This is a genomic window from Janthinobacterium sp. SUN176 (genome assembly GCF_030587335.1).
Classification (GTDB): Bacteria; Pseudomonadota; Gammaproteobacteria; order Burkholderiales; family Burkholderiaceae_D; genus Janthinobacterium; species Janthinobacterium kumbetense.
This window is the reverse complement of sequence record NZ_JAPWIA010000003.1, coordinates 68,486-84,083: the sequence shown is the minus strand read 5'-3', so window position 1 is coordinate 84,083 and position 15,598 is coordinate 68,486. Positions and strand designations below refer to the sequence as shown.

The following is a 15,598-nucleotide window of genomic DNA, read 5'->3' as shown; positions in this document are numbered from 1 at the left end:
ACCGGAGATTGACCCATGGATAGACTGGAAGTATTCAAGATTATCGCGCTGCAAGCGAGCAAGGGCGAGCTGACGTTCCCCGCCAACGTCAAGGCCACCTTGAAGCTGCAGGAAGCGCTGGACGACCCCGATTGCCATATCGAAGCGGCCGCCCGCATGGTCATGGCCGAGCCGCTGTTGTCGGCCAGGGTCGTGGCCTTGGCCAACTCGGCCGCCTACAACCGTTCCGGCAATGAAATCGCCAACGTGCGCGCGGCCGTCTCGCGCCTGGGTTTTGCCACGTTAAAGTCGATGGTGGCGTCCGTCATCGTGCGCCAGCTGGGCAGCCAGATCACGGACCCGCAATTGCGCGCCAAGGCGGCCAAGCTGTGGGAACACACGGCCCACGTGGCCGCGCTGAGCCAGGTGATCGCGCGGAAAGTCACGCACGTGGACGTGGAAACGGCCATGTTCGCCGCCATCGTGCACGAAGTGGGTGGCTTTTATCTGCTGTCGCGCGCCGAGGAATATCCGGGTTTGCTGGACGACAATACCGAAGACTGGATCGAATACGGCGAAAAGCTGATCGGCCGCGGCGTGCTGCGCCAGCTGCAGGTGCCCGACATGGTCTTGCAGGCCGTGGAAGGCATGTGGCACGGCGGCAGTCCGTTCCCGCCCCGCACCCTGGGCGCGACCCTGGTGCTGGCCAACGATCTGTCGCCTGTCGGCTCGCCCCTGCATCCGCCGGAAAGCGCCGCGCGGCGCCAGGCGGCCGCGAAGATCGACTTCGGCATCGGCGGCAGCACCTTGCACACCATCCTCGACGAATCGGCGGAAGAGATCGAATCGCTGGCGGCGGCCTTGCTCGTGTAATTGCTGGTCTGACGCAGCTTCCATCGCCCATCCCCGCCCTTGCCGCGGGGATTTTTTTCGTCCGCATTTTGATCCATCTTTCCCCATGGCATACAATCGCCGGCTCGGCCATCCGCCGGACCGCTTTCCTCCTCTTACCCAAAGGATATTATGCAGAAGCTGTTTTCTTCCCTCGCCCTGACTGCGCTGGCGTTTTCCGCCCACGCCGCCAGCGGTTTGCCCATCGTGCAGGAAGCGCCCCTGCGCGCCCACCTGGCCTTCCTGTCCAACGACTTATTGGAAGGCCGGGGCACGGGCCAGCGCGGCGCCGACCTGACGGTGGCTTACCTGGAAACCCAGGCGCAGATGGCCGGGTTGAAACCCGTGCGCGGCAACAGCTACCGCCAGAGCGTGCAAATTGCCGGCGTGAAATCCTTGCCGCAAGAAAGCAGCCTGCAAGCCGTGGCGGACGGCAAGGCCGTGCCGCTGGCGTTCGGCCCGGACTGGGTCTGGGCCACGGGCGACTCCGTTGCCGCGCATACCTTCGATGCGCCGCTCGTGTTCGTCGGCTACGGCATCACGGCGCCGGAAGAAGGCTGGAACGATTTCAAGGGGGCCGATGTCAAAAACAAGATCGTCGTCATGATGGTCAACGACCCGCAGCCGACCGCGCTTGATCCGAACCGCTTCGCCGGCAAGGCGCTGACCTATTACGGCCGCTGGACGTATAAATTCGAGGAAGCCAGGCGCCAGGGCGCCGCGGGCGTATTGCTGATCCACACGAAACCGTCCGCCTCGTATGACTGGAGCGTGGTGCAGAACAGCTGGAGCGGCAGCGAGCGCTTCCAATTGGCGGACCGCACGGCCGGCACGCCGCTGCAGGGCTGGATCGCGGAAGATGCGGCGCGCCGCCTGTTTGCGGCTGGCGGGCAGGACCTGGACGCCTTGCGCGCGCAGGCGGAAAGCAAGGACTTCAAGGCCGTCGCGCTGAACGCCAAACTGTCGGGCGAGATGAAATCGGCCGTGCGCAAGGTGGAGCAATTCAATATCGCCGGCATGGTGCCGGGCACCGACCCGAAACTGAAGGATGAAGCCGTCATCTACAGCGGCCACTGGGACCACCTCGGCAAGCAGGGCAAGGATGACGAAAAGGCGGGCGATACGATCTACAACGGCGCCGTCGACAACGCTTCGGGCACGGCCGGCTTGCTGGCCATGGCGCAGGAAGCCGTCAAGCAACCCGCGAAGCGCACGCAGATCTTCCTGTGGGTGGCGGCCGAGGAGCAAGGGTTATTGGGCAGCGCCGCCTACGCGGCCGACCCGCTGTGGCCTTTGAGCAAGACGGCGGCCGCGCTGAACCTCGACAGCTTGAATTTCGTGGGCGCCACGCGCGACATCGGCGCGCAGGGCAGCGAGCGCACGGAATTGGGCGCGATCGCCGCCACGGTGGCCAAAGCCATGGGCATGCACATCGCGGCAGCCCGCCCCGACTTGGCCGGCGGTTATTTCCGCAGCGACCATTTCAGTTTTGCCAAGGCGGGCGTGCCCGCGTTTTCCATCAATGGCGGACGCGAGTACATCAAGGACGTGGAAGCGTCGAAAGCCAAGGCGGCCGCCTACGGCCCCCGCTACCATCAAGTCACCGACGAGTACGATGCCAGCTGGGATTTGTCCGGCATGACGCAGCAGGCGCAATTTACGCTGAACCTGGGGCAAGCCGTGGCAAATGGCGCGACGATGCCGGCCTGGAAGGCGGGCGATGCGTTCGGCAAGGCGCGCGCGCCAGCGAAATAGGGACGTAAAAAAACCGCTCGGCCGAGCGGTTTTTTTCGCGCTGGTTCAGGTGGCGCTTGCCCGTTCCAGCCGGCGCTGCGTGTGGCGATACTTGCTCCACACCAGCAGCATCAGCAATGGCATGGCGCCGCCCACCATGCACAGGGCAGGCCAGCCGCCGGCGGCAAAGCTGGCGCTGGCCAGGGCCGAACCGGCCGAGGCGCCGATGAAGCCGCCCGCGATGAAGACGGTGGTGACCCTTGCCCGCGCATGCGGCGCCAGTTTATAGATGATGGATTGGTGCGTTACTTGCAGGCCCATCACGCCCATGTCCAGCAGGACGATGCCGATCAACAACAGCACCAGCGAATGGGCGCCAAAGCCGATCAAGGCCCAGCCTGCGATCGAGGCGACGGCCAGCAGCCAGGTGGCCTGGCGCGCGTAGCCGCGGTCGGCCATGCGGCCCGCCGTGTTGGCGGCAAAGGCGCCCGTGGCGCCGGCCAGGCCGAACAGGCCGATCTGCATTTCCGAGTAGTGATACGGCGCGCCGCTCAGCAAGAAGGTCAGGCCCGTCCAGAACACGCTGAAGGTACCCAGGCCCAGGCCCGAGAACAGGGCGCGCTGGCGCAGCAGCGGTTCCTGGCGGATGATGTCGGCCAGCGAGGCCATCAATTTTCCGTATTGCAGCTTGCCGCGTGGTGCTTCGTTTGGCAGGATGCGGCGCAGCATGATGAGCAGGGCGGCCACGACGATGGCGGCCAGCACGTAGACGGTGCGCCAGCCGCCGCTGATCTGCGACACCGTGCCGGACACGGTACGCGCCAGCAAGATGCCCAGCAACAAGCCCGTCATGACGGTGCCCACCATGCGGCCCCGGCTGTGGTCGGGCGCATATGACGCCACCATGGCCGTGACCACCATCAATGCACTGGACGTGATCCCCATCAAGACGCTGGCGATGGCAAAGACGATAATATTCTGGCTGGTAGCGGCCAACAGCAGGGCGCCGATCTTGGCGATCAGCATCCACGTCAGCAACTGGCGGCGGTTCAGCACATCGCTGAGGGGCACGAGGAACACGATGCCCAGCACGTAGCCGATCTGCGTGGCCGTGACCAGGTAACCTGCATGCGGCACGCTGACGCCAAACGAGGCTGCCAGCATGGACGTGAGCGGCTGCACGTAATACAGGCTGGCGACGAGCACGCCGGCGGACAGGGCGAATAACAGGATGCGGGTGGAGCTCAGCAGGGTGCTGGCATCGACGGAAGAGCTTGCAGATTTCATGCGGTACAGCTTTCTTGGAATAATGCTTTTGGATGAGCATGATAGCGGGGCTGCACATTTCCTGCCGGGCCGGGCCGATTTTGCGGCAGGGGGCAGGCAAGACGGCAGGCAAAACGGCAGCTAAACACGCCAGGCAAAAAAATCCCGGCGATCGTTGCCGACGGCCGGGAAAAGGGTATAGGGGGATATACCGGGGGAGAGTTAAAACTTAACGAGCGCCCGCCAGTTCCGCATGCACTTGCGCCGTGATTTCATACGAGCGCAGCCGGTGCTGATGGTCGAAGATCTGCGAAGTGATCATCAGCTCGTCGGCGCCCGTTTCGGCGATGAAGGCGGCCATCTTCGCCTTGACGGTGTCCGGTGCGCCGATGGCGGTGCACGACAGGACGGAATCGAGCATGGCGCGTTCCTGCGGACCCAATTGCTCCAGATAACCGGGCACGGGCGGCTGCAGGCGCGACGGGCGGCCCGTGCGCAGGTTGACGAACGCTTGCTGCATTGACGTGGCGCGCAAGTGCGCTTGCTCATCCGTGTCGGCGGCAAACACGTTAAAGCCCAGCATCACGTACGGTTTCGCCAATTGTTTTGACGGCTTGAAGTGTTCGCGGTAATACGCCACGGCTTGCATCATCATCTGGGGCGCGAAGTGCGAGGCGAATGCATACGGCAAGCCCAGGTGGGCGGCCAGCTGGGCGCCGAACAGGCTGGATCCGAGTATCCACACGGGCACTTTCGCGCCCTTGCCGGGTACGGCCAGCACGCGCTGGCGCGGCTCGTCGGACATGTAGTCGATCAATTCCAGCACGTCTTGCGGGAACTGTTCCGCATCGGACTGCAGGTCGCGGCGCAGGGCGCGCGCCGTCGTCTGGTCGGAACCGGGCGCGCGGCCCAGGCCCAGGTCGATGCGGCCCGGATGCAGCGCTTCCAGGGTGCCGAACTGTTCCGCGATGACCAGCGGCGAGTGGTTCGGCAGCATCACGCCGCCCGCGCCCACGCGGATGGTCTTGGTGCCGGCCGCCACATGGGCGATCACGACGGCCGTGGCGGCGCTGGCGATGCCGGGCATGCCGTGGTGTTCGGCCAGCCAGTAGCGGTTGTAGCCCCAGCGTTCGCCGTGCTGCGCCAGGTCGAGCGTGTTCTTGAACGACTGGCTGGCGTCGCTGCCTTCGGCGATGGGGGCCAGGTCGAGTATGGAAAATGGAATCATGGTAGCGATATCGGGACGTGGTGGAAAATCACAATGGACGATTTGTCTATCCCCTGACCCCAGTAGGGTCGGCCTTGGAAGCGGCAGGGATGACAGGCTGTGCACATGATAATGCGAATCGGGAATTTGCGTACTGATCGGTAAAAAACTCGTATCGATTGGAAATCGGTGCGGGCGATGCTAGAGTTGGCCTCCCCACTTTATGCGCCCCGCCATGTTCAAGAAACCCATCCTGCTGACTTTGATGAGCCTGCTGCTGCAGCCCTCCGTTCACGCCGCGCCCGTCAGCCAGCAGGCGCAGGACACGGCCCGCTACGCGCTGGCCACCTATCCGGAACCGCTGATCGCCAGCCTGGCGAAGATGATCAGCTACAACACGGTGGCCGACCCGGCCGTGCCCTTTGCCGGCAATCCACAGCACACGGGCTTCAAGCGCTACCTGGCGGCCGAGGCGCAGCGCCTGGGATTCGACTTCCAGGATCACGGCCACGTGCTCATCATCGGCATGGGCAGCGGCAGCGAACGGGTGGGCGTGATCACGCATGGCGACGTGCAGCCGGTTAACCCCGCGAAATGGGCCCGTTCGCCGTTCGAATTGGATCGCAGCAGCGAACCGGGCAAGCTGCTGGGACGGGGCACGGAAGACGACAAGGGGCCCATCGCCACGGCCCTGTACGCGATGAAGGCTATCCAGGACCAGCAGGTGCCGCTGAGCAAGCGCATCGAGCTGTACGTCTACATGGCCGAGGAATCGGACTGGGAACCGTTGAAACAATTCCTGAAAACCCACACGCCGCCGCAAGTGAACATCACCATCGATGCGGAATACCCGGTGGTGACGGCCGAGAAGGGCTACGGTTCCATCAAGCTGACCCTGCCGCCGCGCACGGCCTTGCCGGCCAAGGGCGGCGCCGTGCTGACGCGCCTGGCGGGCGGCTTTTTCGGCAGCCAGATCCCGGAAGACGCACAAGCCGTGATCGACCACGCGCCAGCCGCGCTGGAAGCGGCCATCCGCGCCCGCGCGCAGGGCCAGCAGGGCGTGCGCTACAGCTACGCGCGCACTGGCGATACCTTGACGGTAACGGCGCTGGGCGTGTCGGCCCACTCGTCGAAGCCGGAAGACGGCGTCAACGCCATCAGCATGCTGGCCGACGCGCTGGCCGTGCAGCCGTGGCAGGGCACGCAGGCGGCCGACATGCTGTCGTTCCTGAATGAACTGGTGGGCACCGGCATCTACGGCGAGCGCTTTGGCCAGATCGCCTACCGCGACGGCTTCATGGGACCGATGACGGTAGCGCCCACCGTACTCAAGCAAGATGGCGGCGCGCTGGAACTGAACATCAACCTGCGCCGTCCGCAAGGCAAGACGGCGGCCGTGCTGCAGCAACAGGTGACGGCCGCCTTCGATGGCTGGAAGGCGCGGCGCCAGGTGCCCGCTACCCTGCAGGTGCAGATCGGCGAACCGTGGCTGCAGACGGACGCGCCGCAAATTCCCACCCTGCTGTCCGTGTTCGGGCACTACACGGGCATCGCGCATCCGCAACCGGTCGCCATCGGCGGCGGCACCAATTCGCGCCTGTTCCCGAACGCCGTCAGCTTCGGTCCGGCCATGCCGCACACCGTGTACACGGGGCATTCCGAACACGAGTTCATCACGGAAAAACAGCTGCTGCTGAATCTGCAGATGTACACGGCTGTCCTGATCGAGCTGGCGAAATAGCGGCTTGCAAAAACAGAGGGAAGTCATAGACTGCAAGCCTGAGACGCATCCGGGCACTGAACTTTTGATGGGGGCGCCGGTCTTACGTTTCCATGTAGGAAGGGAGCAGCTATGCATGCACAACAGGAGACCCGGCTGGCGCCAGGCAGGGCAGGCGGCTTGGCGCCGCGCCGGCGCCCGCACGAGGGGCGGTCATGAACTGGCCGCTGGAACTGGAAGTGGCGCACAAGCTGGCGCAGATGCGGGGCTGGCTGGAAGACCAGCGTGCCGGCGCCGTGCGCCTGCGCGGCGTGGACTGGTTTGCGTGGGCCACGGCGGGCGCGTCGAACAGCCACTACCATACCGCCGAGTGCGGCTGCGCGGAAGTACTGGTGACGCGCGACGCCGCCTATATCTTGACGGACGAAGCCGAAGCCATGCGCATGCGCGAGGAAGAGGTGCGCGGGCCATGGACGTGGCAAGTGTCGCCCTGGATGCAGCCGCAGCTGTATGAATTGCGCGAGCATTTCGTGCAGCATGCGGCCGGTGGCGCGCCGGTCCTGTCCGACCGGCCGGGCTTGCACGAACGCAGCCTGCCCATGGCCTTGCGCGAAGAGCGGCTGGTGCTGCTGGAATCGGAACAGCTGCGCTACCGGCAGGTGGGGCAGCTGGCTGCCCGCGCGGCCGCGGATGCGCTGCGCCAGGCCCGCCCCGACTGGAGCGAGCTGGAACTGGCTGCCGCCTGCGCGCGCGCGCTGTGGCTGCGGGGCTTGCAGGCCGTGCACGTGCTGGTCAGCGGGGCGGAGCGTCAACAGCGGTACCGGCGCGCACCGCCAGCCCAGGTGGAGCTGGGCCCGCAAGCCGTGCTGGCCCTGTGCGCGCGGCGTTTCGGCCTGTGCGCTAGCCTCAGCCGTCAACGGCGCTTCGGCCCGGCGCAGCATCGCGCCGATGGCGCGGCGGTGGTCATGGACGATGCCGATGCGGCCATGCTGGCGCTGGAAGCGGTGGCGCTCGACGCTTGCGAAACGGGTCATGCGCTGAGCATGGTGTATCACGCGCTCGACAGCGCCTACGCGTATGCAGGCCAGCCCGACACGGTGCGCACCAGCCGGCAGGGCGGCATCCACGGCTACCTGGCGCCCGAAGTGGCGGCCGGCGCGCACACGGAAATCATCCTCAAGCGGGGCATGGCGCTGGCCTTCCACCCCAGCCTGCCCGGCAGTACGGTGGAAGACACGTTTTTGCTCGACGGCAGCCAATTGCACAACCTGACGCATGACCCGGCCTGGCCCTCGGCCCTGGTCCAGGGGCGCAGCCGGCCGCTGACCCTGGCCTTGGCTTGAAAATGATAACTGCGTGGCAACTGCGTGCCAAATGCGTATCAAGTGCGTGCCAAATACATGCCAAGTGGCGGCCAGGCGTGGAGGAAATCGGCCAGCGCCGGCCAGCGTTGATACCGATCAATATACCGATCAATAGCGCTGCATCACGCCTTTTTGCACGCTGACCTTGTCGCCGATCTGGAAGGCGGGCTGGGTGTTTTGCACAAAGGTGCGCGTCGTGCCGTCGTCCAGGCGCAAGGTGACGCGGTACAGCATGTTGCCCGCCGCCCCCGAAGTGCTGCCGGCCGTGCCCGACGTGCCCGCCTGCATGTCGCCACTGCCTTGGTCCATGCTGCGCGGCACGGTTTCTATCGACTGCACCGTGGCCGAGCTGATGTTCATGGTGGCCTGGTTCGCGTCGTTGCGCATGTCGCTGCTCATGCTGCTCTGGGCGTTGCTCGTATCGGCGGCCGTGCTGCTGGCGGTGCTGGCCGTGCTGCTTTGCGGCGTCGTGCCGGCCGGCGCGGCATAGGTTTCGCCGCTATTGCTGCGCGCCAGACTGGTCTTGTCCGTGGAATGGCAGGCTGCCAGCAAGGCGCATGTCAGGCCGGTCAGCAGCAGGGTGGTTTTTGATCTCATCTTGGTCTCCTCATGGTCGCACACTCAGGATCGGCACCCGCGGTGATGCGGATGGCGGCGATTGCTGCATGTAAGAGCATGGCGGAACAGGGATGTTCGGCGGCCGTCATTGTCGATTGAGCTAGATCAAGTGTCTAATTGCCGTGCTTGGTATAAACGATGCTGGCAATTACCACTTCGTGCGGCTGCACGTTTCCTCACTGTTCAATCGGGAGAAAAAATGTCATCTGGCCCTACAGCAAAACTGATCGATGAATTGGTGCTGGCCATCGGCGGCACTGTGCACGATGTCCGTGCGCGCCATGTGCTGGCCCAGGCCTTGCATGGTCTGGTGCGGCTGGCGCGCTCGGAACAGTTGCTGGAGATGCAGCGCGATACGGCACGCGCCATGGGGGCCGGCAGCCGGCGCGAGACGCGCGCCCTGATGCGGCGCCTGGGCAAGCGGGGCCAGGGACAGTTACGGCTGGCACTGCAGGATAGCGAAGCGGACCGCGCCTGACGGGCGCGAGCCATCCCCCGTTCAGGCTTCGGGCAGCGGCGCGTGCTTGCCAAGGGCAGCGGCGACCATTTTCGGCCACAGGAAATACAGCGGCAGGCTGACCGCCGTGGCGGCCGTGACATCGACCACCCAGTCGCTGACGGCGCCATGGCGGTAGGGCAGGAAACTCTGGATGAATTCGTCCAGCGCGCCCATGGCCGCCACCATCAGCACCGACAGCAGTGCCCGGCGCGCCATGCCGCCGCCCGTGCCGCTGAACAGGATCAGGGCCAGCACGCCATAACCGAAGGAATGCAGCACGCCGCCCGACGCATACTGGCCCACGTCCGCGCGCACGCCGGGAATATCGCCGATCAGGATCACCAGCACATATAGCACCAGCGCGGTGCGGTAGCGCAGGCGTTCGTAGCGGTCGGCAAAACACAGTTCGGGCAAAGGTGCAGGCATGAGGCGTCAGGACAGGTGGAAAGGACGCCACAATATCATGCGCGTGGCGGGCCACCGTGTTTTTGCGCAAGAGCTTGCTGGACAGGCAAAAAAAAGGCCCGCGGGGGCGCGGGCCAAAAACCCAAATGAAATGGGTCAAGAGTTGAGAGTTGCTCGGTACTTGCCATGTCGCGCGCCTTGCGGGCGCCCGCCACGGTCATGAAAGGGGAGTGGTGTGCCATCGCGGCACACCTGTCTGTAGTCAGGCATATCGGTTGCCTGTACAGCAGATGAAGCAAGTATAGGAGGTGAAGATGACGGCCTGATGACACGCCGCAACATTTTTTTGCGGCAGCGCAAATTGTCGGAAAGAGTGTGGAGCATGGCAAGAATAGCCATGTTTCAAGACTGATAGCGAAAAAAAAGCCCGCTGGTGAAAGCGGGCTTAAAACTATTTTCTTGGAGGAGAATAGTGGAGACAGGTGCATTATGCTGCGTTGCACGATATGTGTCTAATGATCTTTTCGGATAACCATTATTCTTTTTTGATATAACTTGCCGCGCCTGCCTTCATTCCTTCACGGCCACCGTGTAATTGAGCGCCATGCGCCCGCCATCGACATAGATGGTCTGGCCCGTCATGTAGGTGGCGTCGTCGCTGGCCAGGAAGGCGGCGATGCCGGCCACTTCTTCCGGTTCGCCGCAGCGGCCCAGCGGCGTGCGCGACAAAATCGTGTGGCGCGCTTCCGGGCTCGACAGCACCGCCTGCTTGGCCAGTTCCGTCAGGATGGTGCCCGGCCCGATGCCGTTGACGCGCACGCCGTGCGAGGCCAGGTTCAGGGCCATGACCTTGGTCAGCTGGTTGATGGCGCCCTTCGACACCACGTACGGCACCTGGTTCGGAATGGCCAGTTCCGCGTTCACGCTGGACATGTTGATGATGCAGCCGCTGTTGCGCTTGACCATTTCGCGCGCCACGGCCTGGCCGCACAGGAACATCGATTTCAGGTTGATGCGCATGACCCGGTCGAAATCGTCTTCGCAGACGTCGAGGAAATCGGCCGCGTGCGTGACGCCCGCATTGTTGACGAGGATATCGATGTGGCCGAACTGCGCCAGGGTTTCCTTCAGCATGGCGTCCACATCCGCCTTCTGGCTGACGTCGGCGCAAAAGAAGCGCGCCTGCGGGCCGAGGGCGGCGGCCGCTTGCGCGCCTTCTTCCTTGATGTCGACCAGCATCACTTGCGCCCCTTCGGCAATCAGGCGGGTGGCGCAAGCCAGGCCGATGCCTTGCGTGGCGCCCGTGACGATGGCGGTTTTATTGACTAATTTCATGTGTGCTCCTCGGCGGGGTATGGGGGCCGCGCTGACAGGAACACCAGCCCGCGCGGCAATGGGCAGATTTTAATCCCTGGGCAGGAATCAGAGGAGGATGGGCTCGTTCGGCAACTGGTTGCCGCGCGTGCCGTTGGCGGGGAAGTGGCTTTGCAGCAGGGTATTGAGCTGCGCCAGCGCTTCCAGGGTGCTGTCGTGGTAATTGCCATCCTTGAACCCTTTGGTCATGGTGCGGCACACGGCTTGCCACTGTTCCGGCGTGACGCGGCGGCCCACGTTGCGGTCGGCCACGATATCGACCTGGTGTTCGGCCAGGTTGATGTAGATCAGCACGCCGACGTTGTCTTCCGTATCCCACACGCCATATTGGGCAAACAGTTCGCGCGCCCGCTCGCGGTTGCTTACGCCCTGGTACGCCATGCCCGGCGTCAGGGCCGCTTCGACGATCAGGCGCACTTCCGCCTGGTGCATCGCTTCACCGCCGGCGATGGCTGTCTCGATGGCTTTCAGGGTGCGTTCCGGAAAGGCGTGGCGCGCCGTCGCCGGCGTGCCCCGCAAATGTTTCAATGCCCGTCCGCAGCGTTGTCCGAATGTCAGTTGTTTCGTCATTACCAATCTCCCGAGGCGCCGCCGCCGTCAAAACCGCCGCCGCCGCCACCGAAACCACCGCCGCCACTGCTGCCACCGCCAAAACCGCCGCCGCCGAAGCCGCCGCCGCCGCGGTTGTTCAGCGCCTGGCTGAGGATGCTGCCCAGCACGACACCGGTGGCGCCGCTGGACCAGTTGCTGCCGCGCTGCAGGCGCGTCGGCCCGCCGCGCGAGCGGAACAGGGTCAGCACGACGAGGAAGCCGAAGAACAGCAGCGGCAGCCAAAAGGTCATGCCGCCCGCTTCCACGGTGGCTGGCGCCTTTTGCTGTGCCGCAGCGGGGAATTGCTCCTGGTTCAGCAGGGTGGCAATCGAGCCCACGCCGGCCACTAGGCCGCCGTAGTAATCGTTTTGCTTGAAATGGGGGGCGATCACGTCTTGCAGGATGCGTTTCGATTGCGCATCCGTCAGCACGCCCTGCACGCCGCGGCCCGCCTCGATGCGCAGGCGGCGCAGGGACGAGGGGTTGTCCTTCGCCACCATCAGCAGCACGCCGTCATCGACGCCCTTGCGGCCCAGCTTCCAGGCATCCGTCACGCGGATGCTGTATTGCTCGATGGCTTCCGGTTCCGTGCTCTTGACCAGCAGCACGGCGATCTGGCTGCCCGTCTTGGCTTCATAATCGGCCAGCACGCCTTCCAGCGCCGCCTTTTGCTTGGCGTCCAGCATGCCGGCGTTGTCCGTCACGCGCGCGGCCAGCGGCGGCACGGGCTGCAAGCCCTGTGCGCCGGCTGGCGGCATCGTCCACAGCAGCAGCGCCGTCGCCAGCGCCGCGAGATAGGACCAGGCTTTCATCTTATTTGCCAAAGTTGACGGTCGGTGCGGTCGAGATGGCTTTTTCATTTTCCACCGTGAACGATGGCTTGACCTTGTAGCCGAAGACCATGGCCGTCAGGTTGTTCGGGAAGCTGCGCGCATGCACGTTGTAATCCTGCACGGCAACGATGTAACGCTGGCGCGCCACGGTGATGCGGTTTTCCGTGCCTTCCAGCTGCGACTGCAAGTCGCGGAAGCTTGTGTCGGCCTTCAAGTCCGGGTACTTCTCGGATACCACCATCAGGCGCGACAGGGCCGACGACAGCTGCCCCTGCACTTGCTGGAATTTTTCGAACGCGGCCGGGTCGTTCAGCACTTCGGGCGTGATCTGGAAACTGGTGGCGGCGGCGCGCGCCTTGGTCACCGCTTCCAGCGTTTCGCGCTCGTGCGTGGCATAGCCCTTGACGGTATTGACCAGGTTGGGGATCAGGTCGGCGCGGCGCTGGTACTGGTTGACCACTTCGCCCCAGGCGGCCTTGGTGGCTTCATCCTTGCTCTGGAAGTCGTTGTAGCCGCAGCCCGTCAGGACGCCGGCCAGGACGGTGACGCTCAGCGCCAGGCGCAGCCATTTGGTGAATTGATTGGTGATTTGCATGATGGGTTCCGTGCAGAGTAAAGGAGGTGAGGCAAATATACCTGAAACGGCCCGTAATGTCGGTTTAATAAGCGCCGGCCGCCGGACCCGACCGCCTTGTGACGCCGTGGCAAGCCTGCGCCGCGTTACAATACGGGGTTTGCAACTGAATATAGAGAAGGTGTGCCGTGAATTTCATCAATAAATTATCCGCCGCGTGGACGGCCAATAATTCCCTGCTGTGCGTGGGCCTGGACCCCGACCTGGCGAAACTGCCGGCCGAACTGCGCGACCTGCCTGATGGAATCACCACCTTTTGCACGCGCATCATCGATGCCACGGCCGACCTGGCTTGCGCCTTCAAGCCGCAGATCGCGTATTTTGCCGCGCTGGGCGCGGAAAAGCAGCTGGAAGACATTTGCCGCTACGTGCGCGAGAACTACCCGCACATCCCCCTGATCCTCGACGCGAAACGGGGCGACATCGGCGCGACGGCCACGCAATACGCGCGCGAAGCGTTCGAGCGCTACGGCGCCGACGCCGTCACCGTGAACCCGTACATGGGTGAGGATTCGCTCGATCCCTACCTGGCGTGGAAAGACCGCGGCGTGATCATCCTGTGCCGCACGTCGAACCCGGGCGGCTCGGACCTGCAATTCCTGAATACGGACGGCGAACCGCTGTACCAGCGCGTGGCGCGCCTGGTGGCCGAGAAGTGGAATAAAAACGGCCAGTGCGCGCTCGTCGTCGGCGCCACCTTCCCTGAAGAACTGGCGCAGGTGCGCGCCATCGTCGGCGACATGCCACTGCTGGTGCCCGGCATCGGCGCCCAGGGCGGCGACATCGCCGCCACCGTCGGCGCGGGCCAGACGGCGAACGGCATGGGCATGATGATCAGCTCGTCGCGCGCCATCATCTACGCCACGCCGCAGACGGGCGAAGATTTCGCCGACGCCGCGCGCCGCGTGGCCATTGAAACGCGCGATGCGATCAATCAACACCGCGCGGTTTAAGTCGCATGCATAAAAAATGCCGGGCTAGCCCGGCATTTTGCATTTAGTCACGCTGTGGTGCGACGATCTCCGCGTAATCGTAGAGTTCTCCCAGAATTTCCTCGCCCCGCTCATCGACGGATTCCGACAGCACGTCGATTTCCGTAAACAGCATTTCGATGGTGCGGGCGCCGGCGTCGCCGTCGAACAGGCGGGCGGCGCGGTGCTGTTCCCAGCGCAGGCTTTCCGCTTCGCTCAGGGTTTGCGGGAAATTGCGGGCGCGGTAGCGGAACAGCAGTTCCTGCAGGCGTTCGTCGGCAAACGAGGGGCGGGCCGTGGCCAGCTTGGCCGGCGTGTCGCGGCGCAAGGATTCGAGCAGGCGGCGGTCATCGTTGCTGACGAAACCATTGTACAAATCCTCATCCACGTCCAGCGCGGCATTCGCGCCCGGGCGCTGGAACACTTCGGCCCAGACGGCATCCATGTTCGGCGCCGCGGCGGCGAATTGCGCGTTGACCTTCGCCGCGTCCAGATCGATGCCCCATTGCGCGGCCATGGCCGGCGACAAGGTCTTTAAATTGCCGACCAGCATGGGCGACTTGTTCAGGTGCACGCTTTTCACGGGCAGGCGCGTCATGCCTTCCGGCATGGCGTCCTTGCGCGTGAACAGGCGCGTGCGGATGGTGTCGGCGTCCAGGGTAAACAGTTCGCGCGGGTCGTAGGCGCAATCCCAGACGAGGATTTCATTTTTATTGCTCGGATGCGTGGCCAGCGGCCAGACGACGCCCAGGCAGCCCCGTTCGGCGGGGAACATGCCCGACACGTGCAGGAAAGGCTGGCGCTCGCCGGCGGCCAGGTGCATGCCCATTTCGCTGGCGACCCGGTCCTTCTTGTGCAGGGCCAGGCAGAATTCGAACAGTTTCGGCTGCTTTTCCTTGATCAGGCGCGCCAGGGCGATGGTGGCGCGCACGTCGGACAGTGCATCATGCGCCGCTTCGTGGGCCAGGCCATTGGCCTTGCTCAAGTGTTCCAGTTTAAAACTGGTCTGGCCATCGTCGCGCTTCGGCCATTCGATGCCTTCCGGGCGCAGCGCGTGCGTCATGCGCACCACGTCGAGGATGTCCCAGCGGCCGCAATGGTTCTTCCATTCGCGCGCATACGGGTCGATCAGGTTGCGCCAGAACAGGAAACGCGTGACTTCATCGTCGAAACGGATGGTGTTGTAGCCCACGCCGATGGTGCCCGGCTCCGAAAAGGCCGCTTCGATGGTGGCGGCGAACTGGTGTTCGGGCACGCCCAGCTGCAGACACTGCTGCGGCGTGATGCCCGTGATCAGGCACGATTGCGGGTCGGGCAGGAAATCATTGGCAGGCTGGCAATACAGCATGATGGGTTCGCCGATCTCGTTGAGGTCGGCATCCGTGCGGATGGCGGCGAACTGGGCCGGGCGGTCGCGGCGCGGCTGGGCGCCAAAGGTTTCGTAGTCGTGCCAAAGAAAGGTCTGGTTAGTCATTGATGGTCGTTGCTTGATTGGTTATCCGGGCCGCCAAA

At 64.3% G+C, this 15,598-nt stretch carries 15 protein-coding genes; 6 read left to right on the top strand and 9 right to left on the bottom strand.

Going from position 1 to position 15,598, the window contains the following annotated elements:
- Nucleotides 1–15: 15 nt before the first annotated feature.
- Nucleotides 16–852 (top strand): HDOD domain-containing protein, encoded by an 837-nt coding sequence (locus tag O3299_RS21760; protein ID WP_077400451.1) that lies wholly within the window; start codon nucleotides 16–18, stop codon nucleotides 850–852.
- 150 nt (nucleotides 853–1,002) lie between these two features.
- Entirely contained in the window at nucleotides 1,003–2,625 is a 1,623-nt protein-coding gene (locus O3299_RS21755) for a M28 family peptidase (RefSeq protein ID WP_305063182.1), read from the top strand.
- Nucleotides 2,626–2,670: 45 nt separating this feature from the next.
- Here O3299_RS21755 and O3299_RS21750 read toward each other — a convergent pair whose 3' ends face one another.
- Together O3299_RS21750 and O3299_RS21745 are read right to left on the bottom strand one after the other, a co-directional pair.
- Entirely contained in the window at nucleotides 2,671–3,891 is a 1,221-nt protein-coding gene (locus O3299_RS21750; RefSeq protein WP_305063181.1) for an MFS transporter, read from the bottom strand.
- A gap of 208 nt (nucleotides 3,892–4,099) precedes the next feature.
- Nucleotides 4,100–5,098: an LLM class flavin-dependent oxidoreductase gene (locus tag O3299_RS21745; RefSeq protein WP_289906289.1), complete on the bottom strand. Its 999-nt coding sequence runs from the start codon at nucleotides 5,096–5,098 to the stop codon at nucleotides 4,100–4,102.
- A gap of 214 nt (nucleotides 5,099–5,312) precedes the next feature.
- Here O3299_RS21745 and O3299_RS21740 point away from each other — a divergent pair, with 214 nt between their 5' ends.
- Both O3299_RS21740 and O3299_RS21735 read left to right on the top strand, forming a co-directional pair.
- Nucleotides 5,313–6,818 (top strand): dipeptidase, encoded by a 1,506-nt coding sequence (locus tag O3299_RS21740; protein WP_305063180.1) that lies wholly within the window; start codon nucleotides 5,313–5,315, stop codon nucleotides 6,816–6,818.
- 194 nt (nucleotides 6,819–7,012) lie between these two features.
- Nucleotides 7,013–8,140, top strand: a complete 1,128-nt coding sequence (locus O3299_RS21735) for a peptidase M24 (RefSeq protein WP_305063179.1) — start codon at nucleotides 7,013–7,015, stop codon at nucleotides 8,138–8,140.
- A 129-nt stretch (nucleotides 8,141–8,269) separates the two neighbouring features.
- Here O3299_RS21735 and O3299_RS21730 read toward each other — a convergent pair whose 3' ends face one another.
- A complete protein-coding gene (locus O3299_RS21730) occupies nucleotides 8,270–8,758 on the bottom strand; it encodes a hypothetical protein (protein WP_305054371.1) in 489 nt (162 codons plus the stop codon).
- Nucleotides 8,759–8,978: 220 nt separating this feature from the next.
- On the opposite strand from O3299_RS21730, the gene O3299_RS21725 reads away from it, so the two are divergent.
- Nucleotides 8,979–9,257, top strand: a complete 279-nt coding sequence (locus O3299_RS21725; protein WP_305063178.1) for a hypothetical protein — start codon at nucleotides 8,979–8,981, stop codon at nucleotides 9,255–9,257.
- Between the two features lie 21 nt (nucleotides 9,258–9,278).
- On the opposite strand, the gene O3299_RS21720 is transcribed toward O3299_RS21725, so the two are convergent.
- The 5 genes from O3299_RS21720 to O3299_RS21700 form a co-directional block, all read right to left on the bottom strand.
- On the bottom strand, nucleotides 9,279–9,704 hold the full coding sequence (locus tag O3299_RS21720) for a VanZ family protein (protein ID WP_305063177.1): 426 nt from the start codon (nucleotides 9,702–9,704) through the stop codon (nucleotides 9,279–9,281).
- A gap of 549 nt (nucleotides 9,705–10,253) precedes the next feature.
- Entirely contained in the window at nucleotides 10,254–11,018 is a 765-nt protein-coding gene (locus O3299_RS21715) for an SDR family NAD(P)-dependent oxidoreductase (protein ID WP_099665232.1), read from the bottom strand.
- Nucleotides 11,019–11,105: 87 nt separating this feature from the next.
- Nucleotides 11,106–11,627 carry a TPM domain-containing protein gene (locus tag O3299_RS21710; protein ID WP_251349873.1) on the bottom strand — a complete coding sequence of 174 codons (522 nt, stop codon included), beginning with the start codon at nucleotides 11,625–11,627 and terminating at the stop codon, nucleotides 11,106–11,108.
- The gene (locus O3299_RS21705; protein ID WP_305054373.1) at nucleotides 11,627–12,460 is read right to left on the bottom strand and encodes a YgcG family protein; all 834 of its coding nucleotides are present in this window, start codon (nucleotides 12,458–12,460) and stop codon (nucleotides 11,627–11,629) included. Before O3299_RS21705 ends, O3299_RS21710 begins: the two co-directional genes overlap by 1 nt.
- 1 nt (nucleotide 12,461) lies before the next feature.
- Nucleotides 12,462–13,076: a LemA family protein gene (locus tag O3299_RS21700; protein ID WP_034781723.1), complete on the bottom strand. Its 615-nt coding sequence runs from the start codon at nucleotides 13,074–13,076 to the stop codon at nucleotides 12,462–12,464.
- 167 nt (nucleotides 13,077–13,243) lie between these two features.
- Here O3299_RS21700 and pyrF point away from each other — a divergent pair, with 167 nt between their 5' ends.
- The gene (gene pyrF / locus O3299_RS21695) at nucleotides 13,244–14,068 is read left to right on the top strand and encodes an orotidine-5'-phosphate decarboxylase (RefSeq protein WP_305063176.1); all 825 of its coding nucleotides are present in this window, start codon (nucleotides 13,244–13,246) and stop codon (nucleotides 14,066–14,068) included.
- Between the two features lie 43 nt (nucleotides 14,069–14,111).
- Here the strand turns inward: pyrF and sbcB are convergent, their stop codons facing one another.
- Nucleotides 14,112–15,560, bottom strand: coding sequence for an exodeoxyribonuclease I (sbcB, locus tag O3299_RS21690; RefSeq protein WP_305063175.1), 1,449 nt, complete (start codon nucleotides 15,558–15,560; stop codon nucleotides 14,112–14,114).
- Nucleotides 15,561–15,598: the final 38 nt, after the last annotated feature.

What these genes read in the sequence shown, in the direction of transcription:
- O3299_RS21760 (WP_077400451.1), top strand. Translation starts at nt 16, where the DNA reads ATGGATAGACTGGAAGTATTCAAGATTATCGCGCTGCAAGCGAGCAAG.
- O3299_RS21755 (WP_305063182.1), top strand. Translation starts at nt 1,003, where the DNA reads ATGCAGAAGCTGTTTTCTTCCCTCGCCCTGACTGCGCTGGCGTTTTCC.
- O3299_RS21750 (WP_305063181.1), bottom strand. Translation starts at nt 3,891, where the DNA reads ATGAAATCTGCAAGCTCTTCCGTCGATGCCAGCACCCTGCTGAGCTCC.
- O3299_RS21745 (WP_289906289.1), bottom strand. Translation starts at nt 5,098, where the DNA reads ATGATTCCATTTTCCATACTCGACCTGGCCCCCATCGCCGAAGGCAGC.
- O3299_RS21740 (WP_305063180.1), top strand. Translation starts at nt 5,313, where the DNA reads ATGTTCAAGAAACCCATCCTGCTGACTTTGATGAGCCTGCTGCTGCAG.
- O3299_RS21735 (WP_305063179.1), top strand. Translation starts at nt 7,013, where the DNA reads ATGAACTGGCCGCTGGAACTGGAAGTGGCGCACAAGCTGGCGCAGATG.
- O3299_RS21730 (WP_305054371.1), bottom strand. Translation starts at nt 8,758, where the DNA reads ATGAGATCAAAAACCACCCTGCTGCTGACCGGCCTGACATGCGCCTTG.
- O3299_RS21725 (WP_305063178.1), top strand. Translation starts at nt 8,979, where the DNA reads ATGTCATCTGGCCCTACAGCAAAACTGATCGATGAATTGGTGCTGGCC.
- O3299_RS21720 (WP_305063177.1), bottom strand. Translation starts at nt 9,704, where the DNA reads ATGCCTGCACCTTTGCCCGAACTGTGTTTTGCCGACCGCTACGAACGC.
- O3299_RS21715 (WP_099665232.1), bottom strand. Translation starts at nt 11,018, where the DNA reads ATGAAATTAGTCAATAAAACCGCCATCGTCACGGGCGCCACGCAAGGC.
- O3299_RS21710 (WP_251349873.1), bottom strand. Translation starts at nt 11,627, where the DNA reads ATGACGAAACAACTGACATTCGGACAACGCTGCGGACGGGCATTGAAA.
- O3299_RS21705 (WP_305054373.1), bottom strand. Translation starts at nt 12,460, where the DNA reads ATGAAAGCCTGGTCCTATCTCGCGGCGCTGGCGACGGCGCTGCTGCTG.
- O3299_RS21700 (WP_034781723.1), bottom strand. Translation starts at nt 13,076, where the DNA reads ATGCAAATCACCAATCAATTCACCAAATGGCTGCGCCTGGCGCTGAGC.
- sbcB (WP_305063175.1), bottom strand. Translation starts at nt 15,560, where the DNA reads ATGACTAACCAGACCTTTCTTTGGCACGACTACGAAACCTTTGGCGCC.